We start from the raw sequence: 16996 nt of genomic DNA on the forward strand, positions 1-16996 counted from the left end.
CGGAGGCGGGCGGTGCGCGAGCTGAGCGTGGTCGGTGTTCGGGTGGAGCTGCCCAGCAACCAACCGATCGTCCTGCTCAGGGAGGTCGACGGCGATCGGTACCTGCCGATCTGGATCGGCGCGGTGGAAGCGACCGCCATCGCGTACGAGCAGCAGGGCGTGAAGCCGGCGCGACCCCTGACCCATGATCTGCTCCGGGACGTCCTCGCGGCGCTGGAGGCACCGCTGAAGGCGGTGGAGATCACGGAGCTGAAGGAGAACGTCTTCTACGCCGACCTGCTGATCGGCGACGGCCTGCGCATCTCGGCACGCCCGAGCGACTCGATCGCGCTGGCGCTGCGGGTGGGCGCCCCGATCCGCTGCGCGGACCAGGTGTTGACCGAGGCCGGCATCGTCATCCCGGACGAGCAGGAGGACGAGGTCGAGAAGTTCCGCGAGTTCCTCGACCAGGTGCGCCCGGAGGACTTCGCCGGCTGAGCCGGGGTTTTCGCGCCGAATGTATCGACGTTCGCCACATGTCCGGTCGTCCGTACGCGGCGTGTCGCACTATTACCTCCCTGTTTCCGGGCACACTGAGTTATAGGCTCGTGAGGTCAAGGTGAAGCGGCACCGCGCAGCGGGGAGGTAGTCGCGTGCACGGCTCAGATCCTCAGGAGGGCCCTCTCGTCGGCGAGGACGGTGAGGTCGGCTATCGCGGGGTCACCGCGTGTCAGGCGGTCGGCATCAGTTACCGCCAGCTCGATTACTGGGCCCGCACCACGCTCGTCGTGCCCAGCATCCGTGACGCGTCGGGTTCGGGCACGCAACGCCTCTACTCGTTCCGCGACCTGGTGGTACTCAAGGTTGTCAAGCGGCTGCTCGACGCCGGGGTCTCCCTGCAGAACATCCGCAAGGCGATCGAGACGCTGCGCTCGCGCGGCGTCGACGACCTGGCCGGCATCACGCTGATCTCCGACGGCACCACCGTGTACGAGTGCCGGTCGCCGGAGGAGGTCGTCGACCTGCTCCAGGGCGGCCAGGGTGTCTTCGGGATCGCCATCGGCGGCGCCTTCAAGGAGATCCAGGGCTCGCTGTCGCACCTGCCCGCCGAACCGGCCGCCGGACCGCAGCCGGTCGGCGCCCAGGCCGAGCCCGCGGCCGGCGACGAACTCGCCGCCCGCCGCGCCCGCCGCCGCGCGGGCTGAGAAACCCCGCCCGCCGCCGCGCGGGCTGAGAAACCCCGCCCGCCGCCGCGCGGGCCGAAAAGTGGTCATCCGTCCGGGGCGGCCCGCAGCAGGCGCAGCACCAGGGCCAACGGAGGCCAGGCGGCCCGGCCGCGCCGGACCACGGCATAGCTGCGCAGCGATACGGGCGTGCCCAGCGGCAGCAACCGCACGCCCGGCGCCACCGGCCGTCCGGCGGGCAGCAGCCCCACTCCGAGCCCGGCCACGATGAGGTCCTCGACCAGGTCGAGGCTGTCGGCGCGATGCGCGACGCGCGCCTCGACACCCTCCAGGGACGCCACCGTCCGCACCACCTCCTCGTCCGCCGTGTTGCGCGAGTTGACGATCCAGTCCGCGGCGGCGAAGTCCGCGAAGCGGGTGCCGGGCGCCCCGGCCGGCACGGCGAGCCCCCAGGGCGCCGACCACAGCGGGATCGTCTCCAGCGTGGCGTCGAAGGCCGCCGGGGCGAGGTTGTAGTCGTAGGTCAGCGCCAGGTCGACGGCGTCGGCGGCGAGCAGGTCGAAGGCCTCGAACGGCTCGTGCTCGTGGATGAGCAGCCGGACCTCGGGATGGTCGGCGGCGAGGACGGCGGCGGCCGGCAGGAGCGAGCGGCGTACGGCGGTCGCGAAGCCCGCCACTCGCACATTCCCGGACGGTGTCGCGCCGGGGTCCAGGTCCAGCCGCGCCGCGTCGACGGCGGCGAGGATGGTCACCGCGTGGGCGGCCAGCCGTATCCCGGCGGGGGTGAGCCGGACCCGCCGCCCTTCGGGTTCGATGAGGGCCGCGCCGGCCTCCTTGGCCAGGACGGCGAGCTGCTGGGACACCGTCGAGGTGGTGACGTGCATCGCATCCGCGACCTCGCGCATCGACCCGCGTCTCGACAGCTCGAGCAGAAGACGCAGGCGACGGGTTTCCATCGCCCCATCGTCCAGGATTGCTGAACGGTCTGTCCATGATTCTCACGTGGACGTGAACGGTTTGCCCCGCGTGTACTGGGCCCATGCGCAACAACGCCCGTACCGGTACGGCGATGGCCCTCGCCGCGATGCTGCTCGTGCAGTTCGGCCTCGCCGCCTCGACCGGCCTGCTCGATCGCCTCGGCGCCGAGGGGACCGCCTGGCTGCGGCTCGCCTGGGCGGCGGTCATCCTGCTCGTGATCGTCCGGCCCCGGCCGCGCTCGTTCACCCGGGAGGCGTTGCTCGCCTGCGTCGCGCTGGGAGTCGTCACCGCCGGCCTGACGATCCTGTTCATGGCGGCCATCGCGAGGCTGCCGCTCGGCACCGCCAGCGCCCTGGAGTTCCTCGGCCCGCTCGGCGTTGCCGTGGTCCGTGGGCGGCGGGGAGCGAAGCGGTGGCCGGCGCTGGCGGCGGTGGGCGTGGTGCTGCTGACCGAGCCGTGGCACGGTGGCGTCGACCCGGTCGGTGTGGGGTTCGCGCTCGCGGCCGCGGCGTGCTGGGCGGCGTACATCGTGCTGACCCAGCGGGTGGGCGACGAGGTCTCGGGGCTGCGCGGCCTGGCGGTGTCGATGCCGGTCGCGGCCCTGGTCGCGACCGTGGTCGCGGGTCCGTCGGTGCTCGGCGACCTCACCTGGCCGGTGGTGTTCGCCGGCCTCGGACTGGCGGTGATCCTGCCCGTCGTGCCCTTCGCGCTGGAGCTGCTGGCGTTGCGCCGGCTCACCACCGCCGCGTTCGGCACGCTGATGAGCCTGGAGCCCGCGTTCGCCCTCGTCATCGGCCTGGTCGTGCTGGGACAGCGGCCGGGCTGGGCCCCGGTCGCCGGCATCGCGGTCGTCGTCGTGGCGGGCATCGGCGCGGAACGCACCGGCACCCGCCCAGTCCCCGCCGTTCCCGCCGGGCACCCCGTCGCCGTCGCTGAGTCCCCGACGCGGTCAGCCCCGAGCGTGGGGCCAACGGTCCGGCCAGGACGGGTGACGGCCGCAAAAGGTTGACATCGTTCGAGATCAACTTTTCGGGTCCCTCAGGGGTCTTCTCCCTCGCACCGCCCCTCGTGCGAAGGAGATCCCATGCCCGTACGCGGTCCCGCCGCCCCGGCCGTCCTGGCTGTCGCGATGCTCGCCGGATGCGCTCCCGCTGCCGCCGTCGGCGGCGCTGAGCCCCCGTCCTGGCCGATCTCACCGCCGTCGGCGGCCGCTCCTCAGCCGCGTCCCGAGAAGATCACCTATCCGGCCGACGGCACCGGTGCGTTCGCCGCCGCCGGCGCCGAGTCCGCCGGGAAGGGACGGGGCACCGTCATGCGCTACCGGGTGCTCGTCGAGGAGGGCATCAGGGGCATCAGCGCGGGTACGTTCGCCGACGCCGTCCGCCGGACGCTCGCTGACCCCCGGGGCTGGACCGCCGACGCCGACCGCTCGTTTCGTCGGGTGGAGCGGGACGAGCCGCGCGACTTCACGGTCTACCTCGTGACTCCCGGCACCCGCGACGAGCTGTGCCAGGACGGCGGCGACGGCTACACCTCCTGCCGCAACGGCGACAAGGTCGTGATCAACGTGGCGCGGTGGGCCAAGGGTGTGCCGGGTTACCGGGCCGGTCTCGGTGCCTACCGGCAATACCTCATCAATCACGAGGTCGGGCACCGGCTGGGCCAGGGGCACGAGCTGTGTCCGGGCAGGGGAGAGCCGGCCCCGGTCATGCAGCAGCAGACCCTCGGCCTGCACGGGTGCAAGCCGAGCTCCTGGCCGTACCGCGAGGGCGAACGGTACGCGGGCCCGCCGGGCGCCTATGACGACGAGGTGCCCCCACGGGAAGGCGGCTCGGCATCCTGAACCGCCGGGCGCGTCACCCGCGCTCAGGCGCCGCGGCCACCCTCGCGACCCGGCGGCGCGTCGTCGTACGCGCCGGTGGCACCGGCGTAGCGCTGCCCGTCCCGGTAGGGCCACGGATTCGGCTCGCAGCCGTGCAGCCCGAGGGTCTGCTGCTGCATGACCGGTGCGGGCTCGCCCTCCTCCGGGCAGAGCTCGTGCCCCTGGCCCAACCGGTGACCGACCTCGTGATTGACCAGATACTGCCGGTAGACCGGCAGCGCGGCGCCGTAGTCCGGCACGCCCTTGGCCCACCGCGCGACGTTGACCACGACGTCATCGCCGTTGCGGCAGGAGGTGTAGCCGTCGCCGCCGTCCTGGCACAGCTTGTCGCGGGTCGTCGGAGTGGCCAGGTAGATGGTGAAGTCGTACGGCTGCCCCGGCCCGACGCGCCGCAGCCGCAGCGTGCCCCCGGCCGTCCACCCGCGGGGGTCGTCGAGGGCGGCCGTGACCGCGCCGGCGAAGGCGGTCGGCGTGATCCCCTTGATGTCCTTCTCCACCCGTATCCGGTAGCGCAAGAGCTTGCCGCTCTTGCCCCCGGTGCGGGTCGCCTCGGGCGCCGTCAACCAGTCACCGTTCCCGCTCGCCGGATAGGTGATCTTCTCGACCCGCACGGCCCGGTCCGGCTTCGGCGTCGGCCGGGTGGGCACTGGCGGCGCGGGCGCGGCCGCCGCCGACCGACCGACCGGAGTCCGCGGTTGGTACCAGGCGAAGCCGATCAGGGCGAGTCCGGGCAGCACGAGCAGCACCAGCGCCGCCAGTGCCCATCGTGACCGTCCCATGCCTGACCATCGGCTCGGGCGTCGGTGCGCTGAGCGCCTGCTCATGGCGCGGCGCATACGCTCCGACCACGCATAGTGTTACTCCTGTCAGTCGGCACCGGGTGTCAGGCGCCAGACAAGATAAAGAACGCGATGTAAGGCGGATGTGAAAAAGTCTCCGCACGCCGGGCCGCTACCGTCAACCGGTGACCGCACCCATCGACGACTTCTACCGTGATGTCGCCACCATCGCCCTCGGCGTGGCGGACAAGCACGGCTTCGTGCTCGGCGGCGGCGTGGCCTGGCTGGTCAACGGCCTGGTCCGGCGCCACACCGAGGACATCGACCTGTTCACCGACACCGCCGGCGCGGTCGAGGCGGCGGCCGCCGGGGTGACCGAGGCCCTCACCGCCGCGGGATACCAGGTGTTCCGCGAGGTCGGCGACGAGCTGTTCGCGGGCATGGACGAGGACCTGCGGGAATATCACGTCGCCGACGGCCGCCGGGCGCTGCGGCTGACACTGACCCGGCTCGACCGGCGCCGGGCACCGGTGGTCATGGACGTCGGCCCGGTCATGCACCTCGACGACCTGGTCGCCTCCAAGGTCGCCGCCCTGGTCAACCGGCGCGAGGTGCGCGACTACATCGACGTCGCCGCCGCCCTGGAGCGGTATTCGCTGCAGCGGGTGCTCACGCTGGCCCGTGCCCTCGACGGCTCCCTCGCCGACGAGGACATCGCCGACGCCGGGCGCTACCTGGACCGCCTCGACGACGCCCGCTTCGCGGTGTACGGCCTCGGCCCCGCCGAGGTGGCGGCGCTGCGGCGGCGACTGGCCCCCTGGCCCCGCTGACGCCGCCGGCAACCGGTTCGCAACCGAGCGTGTCCCGCGCCGCAACCGGCGGGTCCGAACCTTGCTGTCAGCGAGGCCAAGTCACACCGGAAAGGCTCCCGACATGCGCTCGAGAACGGGTTCCACCCTGGTCGTCGTCGTCGCCGTCATCGGCCTCGCGGGCAGCGTCGCCGGCCCGATCTATACGGCGTTCGCCGCGTAGGTCACGCTCCAGCTCCACAGCACGGTCCCTTCCGTGGCCGGGCGCGGTTCGCGCCCGGCCACGGTGCTGTGCGCGGTCGGGCTGCTCATAGACTGAACGAATCATGACGCTGACCGAACGCCTGCCCGGCACCGCCGAACCCGACGCCGTCTTCGACGCCTTCCAGACCTGGGCGACCGAGCAGGGCCTGACGCTCTATCCCCACCAGGAGGAGGCGCTCATCGAGATCGCCACCGGGGCGAACGTCATCCTCAACACCCCGACCGGCTCCGGCAAGAGCCTGGTGGCGACCGGCGCGCACTTCGCGGCGCTCGCCGACAAGCGCACCACCTTCTACACCGCGCCGATCAAGGCGCTGGTGTCGGAGAAGTTCTTCGCCCTCTGCGCGACCTTCGGCGCGCACAACGTCGGCATGCTGACCGGCGACGCCAGCGTCAACGCCGACGCCCCGATCATCTGCTGCACCGCCGAGATCCTGGCCAACCTGGCGCTGCGCGAGGGCGCCGCCGCGGACGTCGGCCAGGTCGTGATGGACGAGTTCCACTTCTACGCCGAGCCCGACCGCGGGTGGGCCTGGCAGGTGCCGCTCATCGAGCTGCCGCAGGCGCAGTTCGTGCTCATGTCGGCGACGCTCGGCGACACGACCCGCTTCGTCGACGACCTGAGCCGGCGCACCGGCCGGGCCACCGCGGTGGTCGCCAACGCCGAGCGGCCGGTCCCACTGCTCTTCTCCTACGCGATGACCCCGCTGCACGAGACGATCGAGGAGCTGCTCTCCACCCGTCAGGCCCCGGTCTACATCGTGCACTTCACGCAGGCGGCCGCCCTGGAGCGGGCCCAGTCGCTGATGAGCATCAACATGTGCACCCGCGCCGAGAAGGACGCGATCGCCGCCGCCCTCGGCGCGTTCCGGTTCACGGCCGGCTTCGGCCGCACGCTGTCGCGCCTGGTCCGCCACGGCATCGGCGTGCACCACGCCGGCATGCTGCCCAAGTACCGCCGCCTGGTGGAGACCCTCGCGCAGGCCGGCCTGCTCAAGGTCATCTGCGGTACGGACACCCTCGGCGTCGGCATCAACGTCCCCATCCGCACGGTGCTCTTCACCGGCCTGTCGAAGTACGACGGGGTGCGGACGCGGCTGCTCAAGGCCCGCGAGTTCCACCAGATCGCGGGCCGGGCGGGCCGGGCCGGCTTCGACACCCTCGGCACGGTCATCGTGCAGGCGCCGGAGCACGTCATCGACAACGAGCGCATGCTGGCCAAGGCCGGCGACGACCCCAAGAAGCGCCGCAAGGTGGTCCGCAAGAAGCCGCCGGAGGGCACCATCGGCTGGGGCCAGCCCACGTTCGACCGCCTGGTCGCGGCCGACCCGGAGCCGCTGACCTCGTCGTTCCAGGTCTCGCACGCGATGCTGCTCAACGTCATCGCCCGCGGCGGCGACCCGTTCGCCTCGATGCGGCACCTGCTCACCGACAACCACGAGGAGCCCGGCGCCCGGCGCCGGCACATCCGCCGTGCCATCGCCATCGCCCGGGCGCTGCTCGCCGGCGGTGTCCTCGAGAAGGTCGACGGCGCCTACCGCCTCGTGGACGATCTGCAGCTCGACTTCGCCCTCAACCAGGCCCTGAGCCCGTTCGCGCTGGCCTGTCTCGAGCTGCTCGACGCCGAGTCGCCCGACTACCCGCTCGACGTGGTGTCGGTCATCGAGGCGACCCTCGAGGACCCCCGCCAGGTGCTGTCGGCCCAGCAGTTCAAGGCCAAGGGCGAGGCGGTCAACGCCATGAAGGCCGAGGGCATCGAGTACGACCAGCGCATGGAGCTGCTCGAGGAGGTCACCTACCCGAAGCCCCTGGTGGAACTCCTCGAGGCGGCGTACGAGACGTACCGGCGCGGACACCCGTGGGTGGCCGACCACGAGCTCAAGCCCAAGGCCGTCGTCCGCGACATGTACGAGCGCGCGATGACCTTCACCGAGTACGTGTCCTTCTACGGCCTGTCCCGCTCCGAGGGGCTCGTGCTGCGCTACCTCGCCGACGCGTTCCGGGCGCTGCGCCAGACGGTGCCGGAGGACGCGCGTACCGAAGAACTGACGGACCTCATCGAATGGCTGGGTGAGCTGGTCCGCCAGGTCGACTCCAGCCTGCTCGACGAGTGGGAGCGCCTGCGCAACCCGGGCGCGGAGGTCACCGAACGCACTCCGCTGGACGACAAGCCGCCGGCGGTCACCCGCAACACCCGCGCCTTCCGCGTCCTGGTCCGCAACGCCATGTTCCGTCGCGTCGAGCTCTTCGCGCTGCGCCGCGCCGAGGACCTGGGCGAGTTGGACGCGGAGTCGGGCTGGACGACGGACCGCTGGATCGAGGCGCTGGAGGACTACTACGCCGAGTACCCGGTGGTCGGCACCGGCCCGGCCGCCCGCGGCCCGGCACTGTTGCACATCGACGCCGGCCCTCAGGTGTGGAAGGTCCGCCAGGTCTTCGAGGACCCGGAGGGCGACCACGACTGGGGCATCGAGGCCGAGATCGACCTCGCCGAGAGCGACGAGGCCGGCGCCGCCGCGATCCGGATCACCGCGGTGGGACCACACTGACGACGGTCACGCCAGGAAGCGGCCCCGGTAGCGCCACAGCAGCGACCCACCGATCACGGCGATCACGACACCGGCGGTAAGCAGACCGGCGATGGGCCCGTCCTCGCTGAACTCGTCGCGGACCGCGATGATGCCCCGGATTACGCCGCTGATGAGGAAGATCGTCATCAGCACGCTCGTCGCCCGGATCTGCCGCCGCTCCGGCTCCACCGCCGGCGCGACGCGGGAGTGGGCGACCGGTTCGGGCTCAGGCCGGGGGATGGCCCGCGGATCACGTGCCGCCTCGTCGACGCGCAGCGCCGGTGGGCAGTGCGTGTCGATCCACGCCACGGCGTGGTGGCCGTCGCGGTACAGCGTGGGTTCGATGTTGACGACGACGCCGTCGTGGCCGATGAGCATCCGGGCACCGTGCGGCCAGGCGCGGACGATCGCGCAGTCGTCGAAGCGGACGGTGGCGCGACGGTCGTCGCCGGCGAGGCTGACCCCGTCGGCGGCGACGATCAGGTGGGTGCCGGGCTCTTCCAGGGAGGCGTACGGCGTACCGGTCACGACCGTCTCCGACGCGGTGGGCGCGGCGGTGAAGCCGGCCCAGGTGCCCGTGGTTTCCGGCGGCGTCATCAGCAGGCCGGTCGCGTACGCCTGCTGAGCCAGGGCGGTGACGTCGTCCGGGGTGACCGCGGCGAGTGCCGCTAGTTCCGCCTCGATCGGCGGGATGTCCCGCCCCGCCAGCAGCGCACGCGCCTGCTCCGGCAGCCGGTCGCCCTGCTGTTCGGCGAGCAGCATGGCCTCGTGCCGCTTGCGGATCACCGCTTGCACGTCGGCGGGGTCGATCCGGCCGACCCGCAGCGCCGCGAGCTCGTCGACGAACCCGCCGAGCACGGCACCCTGCTTGTCGGGCAGGCAGTCGGCGAGTGCGGTGACGAGGGCGGTGCCCGTACCCATCGGGTGGTAGTTGGTATTGGCGGCGTAGGAGAGTCCGGCTTCCTGGCGCAGCGTCCGGAACATCGTCCGTTCCAGCACGTCCGCGAAGACGACGGCGGCCGGGCCGGCGCCCACGACGGCGCTCCAGCCCACGACTCCGTCGGGCCCGGCGAAGCAGGCCGGGGTGACGGGCAGGGCTGAGGACTGCGCGGGTGACGGCTGCCGGGTTCCGCCCGGCAGGGGCAGTCGGATGCCCACGGGCACCTGATCGCCGGCAACCCACAACACGGCGTTGTCCCGGGTGAAGTACCGCGCCACCCAGTAGCGCAGGTCGTCCGGGGTGATGGCGGCGAGGCCCCACTCCGGATACGCGAGCACACCATGGTCGCGGGCGCCGTGCCGCCACAGCGCCAGCGGCTCGTGGGCGCTGTGCGACCGCGAGTGCGCCTCGGCCCGCAGGATGTCCCTTTCGGTGTCGAGGCGGTGCAGGGGCAGGTCGTGCAGGGCGGCGCAGACGCCGTCGACGAAGCCGGCCAGTTCGTCGGGCGTGCCGGTCATGTGGAACGAGGTGAACTGGGTGCCGGTCGAGCCGTTGTAGTGGAAGTCGGCGAGTCCCAGTGGGGACAGCGCGAGGTGCTCGACCAGGTGGGTGATGCCCCGGCGGGTCATCGGCTCGTCGGCCATGCCGACCCGGAACACCAGTCCCGCGCGGGCGGGCCCGGTGGTGGGGCCGTGCAGGACCGGTACCCCGCCGATCTCACTCCGGGCGATCACCGGACGGCTCCGGAGGCCAGCGCGGCGCGCCGATACCGTTTGATCGTCGAGACCACGTCGTCCTCCAGATAGCGCCAGGGATGCTCGGCGGCCAGGTCGCCGAGCATGGCGAACAGCGGCGCGGAGGCGGCGTGGTCCCGGCCGACGGCGAACACCATCGCGAACGTACTGGCGGCGCCGACCCAGCCCGGCTCGCGGCGGAAGTCCGGATGCCACACCGAGCGGTGCGCGGCCTCGTACAGTTCTTCCCTCACGGTGGCGTCGGTCAGGTAGGCCGCGGGATCGGTCTGCTCCAGCCCGATCATGTGCTCCACATGCGCTTCGGCCACCAGCCTGCCCTGAAGCGCGCCGGGCGGTGCGGCCAGCATCGATTCTCGCGCCCAGGAGTGCAGCCGTTCCCAGCTCCCGCCCCACTTGGGACACAGACTCTGCAGGTACTGCAGTTGCCCCGGGAGGTGATGCGGGTCGGCGGCGGCGAGCCGGTCGTAGCGTCGGCGGGTTTCGGCCTGGCCCACCGAGAGGCCCCGGGCGGTCAGTAGCCGCGCCACCCACAGCGCCGGATCCCGCGGCTGCCGCGCCGTCGCGTCGATCAGCACCGCCTCGGCGCGCCGTAGGTAGTCGTGGAAGCGCTCAAACTGGTCCCGGCTGACGTACTGGGCTCGGGCCGCGGAGCGGATTTCCCAGCCGGTGTGGATGAGACGCAGGCCGAGCAGCGCGGCGGCCGTGTTGTCCCTGGCGTCGGCTTCCCAGACCGCCTGCGCGAAGTCGCCGATCTCCTCCTCCGCGGCCCAGTGCAGCAGTCCGGAGCGGGCGCCCGGCGTGGCACCGTCGAGCACGGCCCGGCAGCCCCACCAGTCTCGTCGCGCGAGTGCGTCGCGCAGGGTGGTCAGCTCGGGATGGGCTGCTGCCGGGTCGAGGACCACGTCGCCGGGGTTCATGAGCACCGGGAAAGGGTGAGGACGGTCGGTTGCGAAACCGGGTGCCGCCGGGTTGCGGGCTGGTTGCCGGGTCAGTTGGCGAGGGCGGCCCGGCGCAGCCCGGGGTGGCGGGCCTCCCATGCGGCACGGACGCCGCGTGGCAGGTTCAGCTCCGGCCAGACCCGCACGAGCGTGGCCGCGTCGAGGTGCTCGCGCAGCTCGTCGACCCGGACAGCCTCCCGCAGCACGTTCTCGTACATCCACAGCAGCATGGTGTGCTCGCCGAGGTCGAAGGCCCGGTGTGGATGCCACCAGAGCCGCAGGGGCAGCTCGACCAGCCCGCGGGTCGGCCCGGTCAGCTCGGCCAGAGTGCCGGCGACCAGCACGGGACGGTGCGGGCGCGCCAGATGGACGACCGGAGCGTCGAGCGCGCGGGTGGACATGGTGACCAGCGTAGACCGCCGCCCGCCCCGACGGATAACCCCTAGGTTCCTAGGATGCTCTAGGCGCAGGGCGCCGCCCCACACCAAACACGACGGCTTCGCCGACTCAGGCCTCCAGATCGACGAGGAAGCCGCGGGCCTGCCACTGCTCCTCGGGCAGCTTGTCGCGGACCAGCCGGAACCACTCCTCGGGGCTGAAGAGCCGCATGGTGCCGGGTTCGGGTTCCCAGTCCGGGGGCGTCGGCTCCGCGTCGAACAGGGGAGGGTCGTCGGGGAGGTCGTCGGTGTCGGGCACGTCAATCAGGCGGGGGCCCACCGGGCGGCGGACCCAGTCCTCGGCGCCGCGGTCATACAGGTACTGCACGAGGCGGATCCGCCGGACGACGCCCACCGTGACAGGCAGGTCACTGAGGCCCTCGAAGAACGTGTCGTGGGCCAGGCACCCGTCGAGCGTGACCTCTCCCGTCCGGTAGTCGCCCTGCAGAACCGCGCGCAGATCGCCTGAGGTGATGAGGTTCGCCCACTGCTCCCCAAAGACATTGCGCAACGGGCTGGACCGCACGACGGTCTCGCGCAGCACCAGATCGTCGGGAAGTTCCGGGTCGTGAATCCATCTCAGGGGAGTCGACACCCGTTTACCCACCGCCCACGGGGTGTCGCAGGGACAAGCGTCGAGCAGGACCGGCCACAGCATCGCGCCATCGTGCCAGCTCACCCCGCGAGGCGGGCCCGGACCACGAGCTCGTGCAGCGCCTCGACCGCCGCCGGGTCGGCCTGGTCGGGCAGGCGGGACGAGTCGCGGGCCGCCTCGAGCTCGGCGCGGAGCCGCGCCACGTCGGTCTCGACCGCCTCCTTGAGCTGCTCCGGGAACGCGCCGTGTTCCGCCGCGCGCTTGTTGGCGATCAGCTCCGGCACGTACGGCAGTTCGCTGAGCGCGCTGAGGTCGGCGATCACCTCGCCGGTGCGCATGAGGTGGATGCCGGTGTGCAGCACGCGCAGTGTGTAGAGGGCGGGCTTGAGTTCGCCGGTCTCGGCGAACAGCCGTGCCTGGGTGGCGGCGAAGCCGAGGTAGTGGTGGGCATGGTGTCGGGTGATCAGCCCGGGCGCGAGCGTGACCAGCTCGCGGTGCGTGGCCGAGGTCGTGACGACCAGCGGGGACAGCAGCTGTTCGAGGACGTAGCCGTTGCGGCTGTGCAGCAGCCGGGCGAACTTGAGCAGGTCGTGGCTGACCACGTCGAGTTCGACGCCGTCGCGCCAGGTGTCGGAGCTGATCGTCTCGGGGCCGGTGCGCAGGCCGACCACCTCCGCGGCGGGCAGCAGGTGGCAGGCCCGCAGGTCGAGGTCGCTGTCGACGGACGCGAAGCCGTACAGGTGGGCGCCGCTGACCGTCACGAAGATCGTGGGGTAGGGCAGGTCCGCGGCTTCCGCGGCCCAGGCGGGCACGTCGACGGTCACGTCAGACCCCTTTCGCGTACGCCGGTCAGCAGCGCGTCGATCGTCTGGCGGTCGGGTTCGGCCGGCAGGACGGTGGCGGCCTCGGCCGCGTCCAGGTCGGCGAGCAGTTCGTCGGACCACGAGACCACGGATTCCCAGGCCTCTCCACCGGTTTTGATCCGCAGGAGGCGGTCACGCCGGGCGCTGACGTCGAGGAGGATGTCGCCGGTGCGCAGGACGTGGGCGCCGGCGAGGAGCAGCCGGATCATGTGCATGGCCTGCTTGTGGTTGGTCTCGCCGGTGCGGGCCCGCCGGGAGGCGACGCGTTTGAGCTGGTCGCGGGCGTACGCGCCGTACGTGTGGGCGAGGCGTCGGGAGAGGAAGGCCGTGCGGGCCGCGCGCAGCTCGTGGCCGTCGGGGGTCGCGTGTTCGATCAGCGGTGACCAGAGGACCTCCAGGACCGTGGGGTTGGCCTGCAGGGCGAGGGTGCAGAACCGTTCGATCTCCCAGGAGAACTGCTCCTGCTGGGGGCCGTCGAGGTGGGTGGGCGGCTTGTCGAGGTGCCAGAAGGCGCGGGTGGGCGCGGCGTAGACGCCTCGGCGGTCGTGGTCGGAGTCGGGTCCGTCGAGCCCGTAGGCGCGGGAGCCGGTGACGACCGCGAGGATGGTGTGAGGCGGATAGGTCACACGCCACAGCCTAGGTCGGGTGATCGGGACAACCGCGCTGGTAGGTTGTTCGCAGCCGTACCACCCACGCGGGAGAGACCACCGGTTCGCCGGCGGCGCCGAAGGGGCAAATCCTCCCCGGAACCTCTCAGGCAAAAGGACCGCGGGGGCAGGCGACTCTGGAGTGCGCTCGTGGGTATGACAGAGGGGGAGGTTGCCCGTCGACCTCTGTAGCCCTCTGGAGCCGCCATGACGTTCGCACATCGCCACATCGGTCCCGATTCGGACGCGCAGACCCAGATGCTCAAGGCCATCGGGTACGCGTCGATGGAGGCGCTGATGGATGCCGCGATCCCGGAGGTCATCCGCTGGCACGGGACGTTGGAGTTGCCGCCGGCCGCCTCCGAGGAGGAGGCGATCGCCGAGCTGCGGGAGATCGCGGGGCGTAACGAGGTCAGCGCGTCGATGATCGGGCTGGGCTACTACGGCACGGTGACGCCGGCGGTGATCCGGCGCAACGTGCTGGAGAACCCGGCGTGGTACACGGCGTACACGCCGTACCAGCCGGAGATCAGTCAGGGGCGCCTGGAGGCGCTGCTGAACTTCCAGACGATGGTCACGGACCTGACCGGCATGACCACGGCGAACGCGTCGATGCTGGACGAGGGCACGGCGGTCGCGGAGGCGATGACGCTGGCGCGCCGTTCGTCGAAGAGCAAGAGCAACGTGTACGCGGTGGACGCGGACACCCTGCCGCAGACCCTCGCCGTGTTGCGGACCCGCGCGGAGCCGCTGGGCATCGAGCTGCGCCTGGTGAACCTGGACGCGGACGGGGAGCTGCCGGCGGAGTTTTTCGGCCTGCACCTGCAGTATCCGGGGGCTTCCGGCGCGGTGCGTGACCACGCGGCGCTGGTCGAGGCGGCGCACGCGGCGGGCGCGTTGGTGACGGTGGCGGCGGACCTGCTGGCGCTGACGCTGCTGCGGGCGCCGGGTGAGATCGGTGCGGACATCGCCGCCGGGACGACGCAGCGGTTCGGGGTGCCGCTGGGCTTCGGTGGCCCGCACGCGGGTTACCTCGCGGTGCGTGCCGGTCTGGAGCGTTCGCTGCCGGGCCGGCTGGTGGGTGTGTCCCGCGACGCGGACGGCGCCCCGGCCTACCGGCTCGCCCTGCAGACGCGGGAGCAGCACATCCGCCGGGAGCGGGCGACGAGCAACATCTGCACCGCCCAGGTTCTGCTGGCGGTTATGGCGAGCATGTACGCGGTCTATCACGGCCCGCGTGGGCTGCGGGCGATCGCCGAGCGGGTGCACGACCACGCGCTGGCGCTCGCGGGTGGCCTGACGGCGGCGGGTGTCGAGGTGGCGCACGCGGCGTTCTTCGACACGGTGACCGCGGTGGTGCCCGGTCGGGCGGCGGCGGTGGTCGCGGCGGCGGCCGCGGCCGGCATCGACCTGCGTTTCGTCGACGAGGACCGGGTGTCGGTGTCGTGCGACGAGACCACGACGGCGGCGGTGGTGGCGGACGTCCTGGCGGCCTTCGGTGCCGCGCCGGCCGCGCCGGCGGAATGTGGTGCGCGCCCGCTCGCGCGCACGACGGACTACCTGACCCATCCGGTGTTCTCGACGCACCACTCGGAGACGGCGATGCTGCGTTATCTGCGCCGCCTGTCCGATTCTGACTATGCGCTGGACCGGGGGATGATCCCGCTGGGTTCGTGCACGATGAAGCTGAACGCGACCACGGAGATGGAGCCGGTCACCTGGGCGGAGTTCGCGAACATCCATCCGTTCGCGCCGGCGTCGCGCACGGCGGGCTACGAGGCTCTCGTCGCGCAGTTGGAGGCCTGGCTGGCGGAGGTCACCGGGTACGACGCGGTGAGCGTGCAGCCGAACGCGGGTTCGCAGGGTGAGCTGGCGGGCCTGCTGGCGATCCGGGGCTACCACCGTTCGCGCGGGGACGTGCACCGTGACGTGTGCCTGATCCCGTCGAGCGCGCACGGCACGAACGCGGCCAGCGCGGTGATGGCGGGCATGCGGGTGGTCGTGGTGGCCTGCGACGACAACGGCAACGTGGACCTGGCCGACCTGGACGCGAAGATCGCCAAGCACCGTGCCGCGCTGGCCGCGATCATGGTGACGTACCCGTCGACGCACGGCGTCTACGAGCGGGGCATCGCGGAGCTGTGCGGCAAGGTGCACGACGCGGGCGGCCAGGTGTATGTCGACGGCGCGAACCTGAACGCGCTGGTCGGGTACGCCCGGCCGGGCAAGTTCGGCGCGGACGTGTCGCACCTGAACCTGCACAAGACGTTCTGCATTCCGCACGGCGGCGGCGGCCCGGGTGTGGGCCCGGTGGCGGTGCGCGAGCACCTGGCCGAGTTCCTGCCGGGCGACCCCCTGGAGCCGGGTGACCACCACGCGGTGTCGGCGGCGGCGCACGGTTCGGCGGGCATTCTGCCGATCTCGTGGGCGTACCTGCGGATGATGGGTCCGGACGGGCTGGCGCAGGCGACGGCGGTGGCGGTGCTGGCGGCGAACTATGTGGCGGCGCGGCTGCGGGAGCACTACCCGGTGCTGTACGCGGGCAACGAGGGCCTGGTCGCGCACGAGTGCATCCTGGACCTGCGTCCGATCACGAAGGCGACGGGCGTGTCGGTGGACGACGTGGCGAAGCGGCTGATCGACTACGGCTTCCACGCGCCGACGATGTCGTTCCCGGTCGCGGGCACGTTGATGGTGGAGCCGACCGAGAGCGAGGACCTGGCGGAGCTGGACAGGTTCTGTGACGCGATGATCGCGATCAAGGGTGAGATCGACCGGGTGGCGGCGGGCGAGTGGCCGCGGGACGACAATCCGCTGCACCACGCCCCGCATACGGCGGCGGCGGTGTCGGCGGACGAGTGGCCGCACGCGTACCCGCGGTCGCTGGCCGGGTTCCCGGAGGGGGTGGATCGGACGGCGAAGTACTGGCCGCCGGTGCGGCGCATCGACGGTGCGTACGGGGACCGGAACCTGGTGTGTTCCTGTCCGTCGCCGGAGGCGTTCGAGGACTGAGGTGGCGCGCGCCGGGCCGGTGCGGAGTCACCGGCCTGAGCCGTGCCCGGTGGCCGGCGGGCGTGTGCCCCGGGGAGTCCGGGGGGCGCGCGCCCTAGGGTCTGGCGGGGCCTCTGCGTGGCGGTCCGGGTGCGTTCGTGAGGGGGCGGGCTCGGTCAGGCCGCGAGGGCGTGCCGGGCCGGGCCACGGTGGGGTTCGATCTTGCTGCCGTCGGGCAGGAGTTCGCCCGTGTCCTCGAAGAGGATGACGCCGTTGCAGAGCAGGCTCCATCCCTGTTCGGGGAAGGTCGCCACGATGCGGGCCGCTTCGCGGTCCACGGCCTCAGCGGAGGGGCAGGTGGTTTGGTGCTGGCACATCGGAGGTC

16 protein-coding genes and 1 riboswitch are annotated in these 16996 nt (G+C 72.1%); of the genes, 7 read left to right on the plus strand and 9 right to left on the minus strand.

Annotation, left to right across the window (positions count from 1 at the left end; translation table 11 throughout):
* Positions 1-12: 12 nt before the first annotated feature.
* Together AB0M36_RS13715 and AB0M36_RS13720 are read left to right on the plus strand one after the other, a co-directional pair.
* On the plus strand, positions 13-477 hold the full coding sequence (locus AB0M36_RS13715) for a bifunctional nuclease family protein (RefSeq protein WP_364156375.1): 465 nt from the start codon (positions 13-15) through the stop codon (positions 475-477).
* A 155-nt stretch (positions 478-632) separates the two neighbouring features.
* Entirely contained in the window at positions 633-1184 is a 552-nt protein-coding gene (locus tag AB0M36_RS13720; RefSeq protein WP_364156377.1) for a MerR family transcriptional regulator, read from the plus strand.
* 65 nt (positions 1185-1249) lie between these two features.
* On the opposite strand, the gene AB0M36_RS13725 is transcribed toward AB0M36_RS13720, so the two are convergent.
* The gene (locus AB0M36_RS13725; RefSeq protein WP_364156380.1) at positions 1250-2119 is read right to left on the minus strand and encodes a LysR family transcriptional regulator; all 870 of its coding nucleotides are present in this window, start codon (positions 2117-2119) and stop codon (positions 1250-1252) included.
* A gap of 83 nt (positions 2120-2202) precedes the next feature.
* Here AB0M36_RS13725 and AB0M36_RS13730 point away from each other — a divergent pair, with 83 nt between their 5' ends.
* Entirely contained in the window at positions 2203-3150 is a 948-nt protein-coding gene (locus AB0M36_RS13730) for an EamA family transporter (protein WP_364156382.1), read from the plus strand.
* Positions 3151-3225: 75 nt separating this feature from the next.
* Positions 3226-3984 (plus strand): DUF3152 domain-containing protein, encoded by a 759-nt coding sequence (locus tag AB0M36_RS13735; RefSeq protein ID WP_364156385.1) that lies wholly within the window; start codon positions 3226-3228, stop codon positions 3982-3984.
* Positions 3985-4007: 23 nt separating this feature from the next.
* Here the strand turns inward: AB0M36_RS13735 and AB0M36_RS13740 are convergent, their stop codons facing one another.
* Positions 4008-4802, minus strand: coding sequence for a DUF3152 domain-containing protein (locus AB0M36_RS13740; RefSeq protein WP_364156388.1), 795 nt, complete (start codon positions 4800-4802; stop codon positions 4008-4010).
* Between the two features lie 185 nt (positions 4803-4987).
* On the opposite strand from AB0M36_RS13740, the gene AB0M36_RS13745 reads away from it, so the two are divergent.
* Positions 4988-5632 (plus strand): nucleotidyl transferase AbiEii/AbiGii toxin family protein, encoded by a 645-nt coding sequence (locus AB0M36_RS13745; protein WP_364156391.1) that lies wholly within the window; start codon positions 4988-4990, stop codon positions 5630-5632.
* Between the two features lie 305 nt (positions 5633-5937).
* Positions 5938-8424 (plus strand): DUF3516 domain-containing protein, encoded by a 2487-nt coding sequence (locus AB0M36_RS13750; protein WP_364156394.1) that lies wholly within the window; start codon positions 5938-5940, stop codon positions 8422-8424.
* A 6-nt stretch (positions 8425-8430) separates the two neighbouring features.
* Here the strand turns inward: AB0M36_RS13750 and AB0M36_RS13755 are convergent, their stop codons facing one another.
* The 6 genes from AB0M36_RS13755 to AB0M36_RS13780 all read right to left on the minus strand — a co-directional run bounded on the left by AB0M36_RS13755 (position 8431) and on the right by AB0M36_RS13780 (position 13599).
* On the minus strand, positions 8431-10119 hold the full coding sequence (locus AB0M36_RS13755; RefSeq protein ID WP_364156397.1) for an insulinase family protein: 1689 nt from the start codon (positions 10117-10119) through the stop codon (positions 8431-8433).
* A complete protein-coding gene (locus tag AB0M36_RS13760) occupies positions 10116-11057 on the minus strand; it encodes a hypothetical protein (protein WP_364156636.1) in 942 nt (313 codons plus the stop codon). The genes AB0M36_RS13755 and AB0M36_RS13760 overlap by 4 nt, the downstream gene beginning before the upstream one ends.
* Before the next feature lie 71 nt (positions 11058-11128).
* Positions 11129-11479 (minus strand): hypothetical protein, encoded by a 351-nt coding sequence (locus tag AB0M36_RS13765; protein ID WP_364156400.1) that lies wholly within the window; start codon positions 11477-11479, stop codon positions 11129-11131.
* 106 nt (positions 11480-11585) lie between these two features.
* Positions 11586-12173, minus strand: coding sequence for a hypothetical protein (locus AB0M36_RS13770; protein ID WP_364156403.1), 588 nt, complete (start codon positions 12171-12173; stop codon positions 11586-11588).
* 17 nt (positions 12174-12190) lie between these two features.
* On the minus strand, positions 12191-12934 hold the full coding sequence (locus AB0M36_RS13775; RefSeq protein WP_364156406.1) for a nucleotidyltransferase domain-containing protein: 744 nt from the start codon (positions 12932-12934) through the stop codon (positions 12191-12193).
* On the minus strand, positions 12931-13599 hold the full coding sequence (locus AB0M36_RS13780; protein ID WP_364156409.1) for a nucleotidyltransferase domain-containing protein: 669 nt from the start codon (positions 13597-13599) through the stop codon (positions 12931-12933). The genes AB0M36_RS13775 and AB0M36_RS13780 overlap by 4 nt, the downstream gene beginning before the upstream one ends.
* A gap of 59 nt (positions 13600-13658) precedes the next feature.
* Positions 13659-13752: riboswitch (glycine riboswitch) on the plus strand.
* Positions 13753-13827: 75 nt separating this feature from the next.
* Between AB0M36_RS13780 and gcvP the strand changes: the two genes are divergently transcribed.
* Complete coding sequence (gcvP, locus tag AB0M36_RS13785) at positions 13828-16632, plus strand: aminomethyl-transferring glycine dehydrogenase (RefSeq protein WP_364156412.1); 2805 nt, start codon at positions 13828-13830, stop codon at positions 16630-16632.
* Between the two features lie 155 nt (positions 16633-16787).
* Here the strand turns inward: gcvP and AB0M36_RS13790 are convergent, their stop codons facing one another.
* Positions 16788-16988: a DUF5999 family protein gene (locus AB0M36_RS13790; protein WP_364156414.1), complete on the minus strand. Its 201-nt coding sequence runs from the start codon at positions 16986-16988 to the stop codon at positions 16788-16790.
* Between the last annotated feature and the right edge of the window lie 8 nt (positions 16989-16996).

Origin of the sequence: Actinoplanes sp. NPDC051346 (assembly GCF_040682215.1) — a bacterium.
Lineage (GTDB): Bacteria > Actinomycetota > Actinomycetes > Mycobacteriales > Micromonosporaceae > Actinoplanes.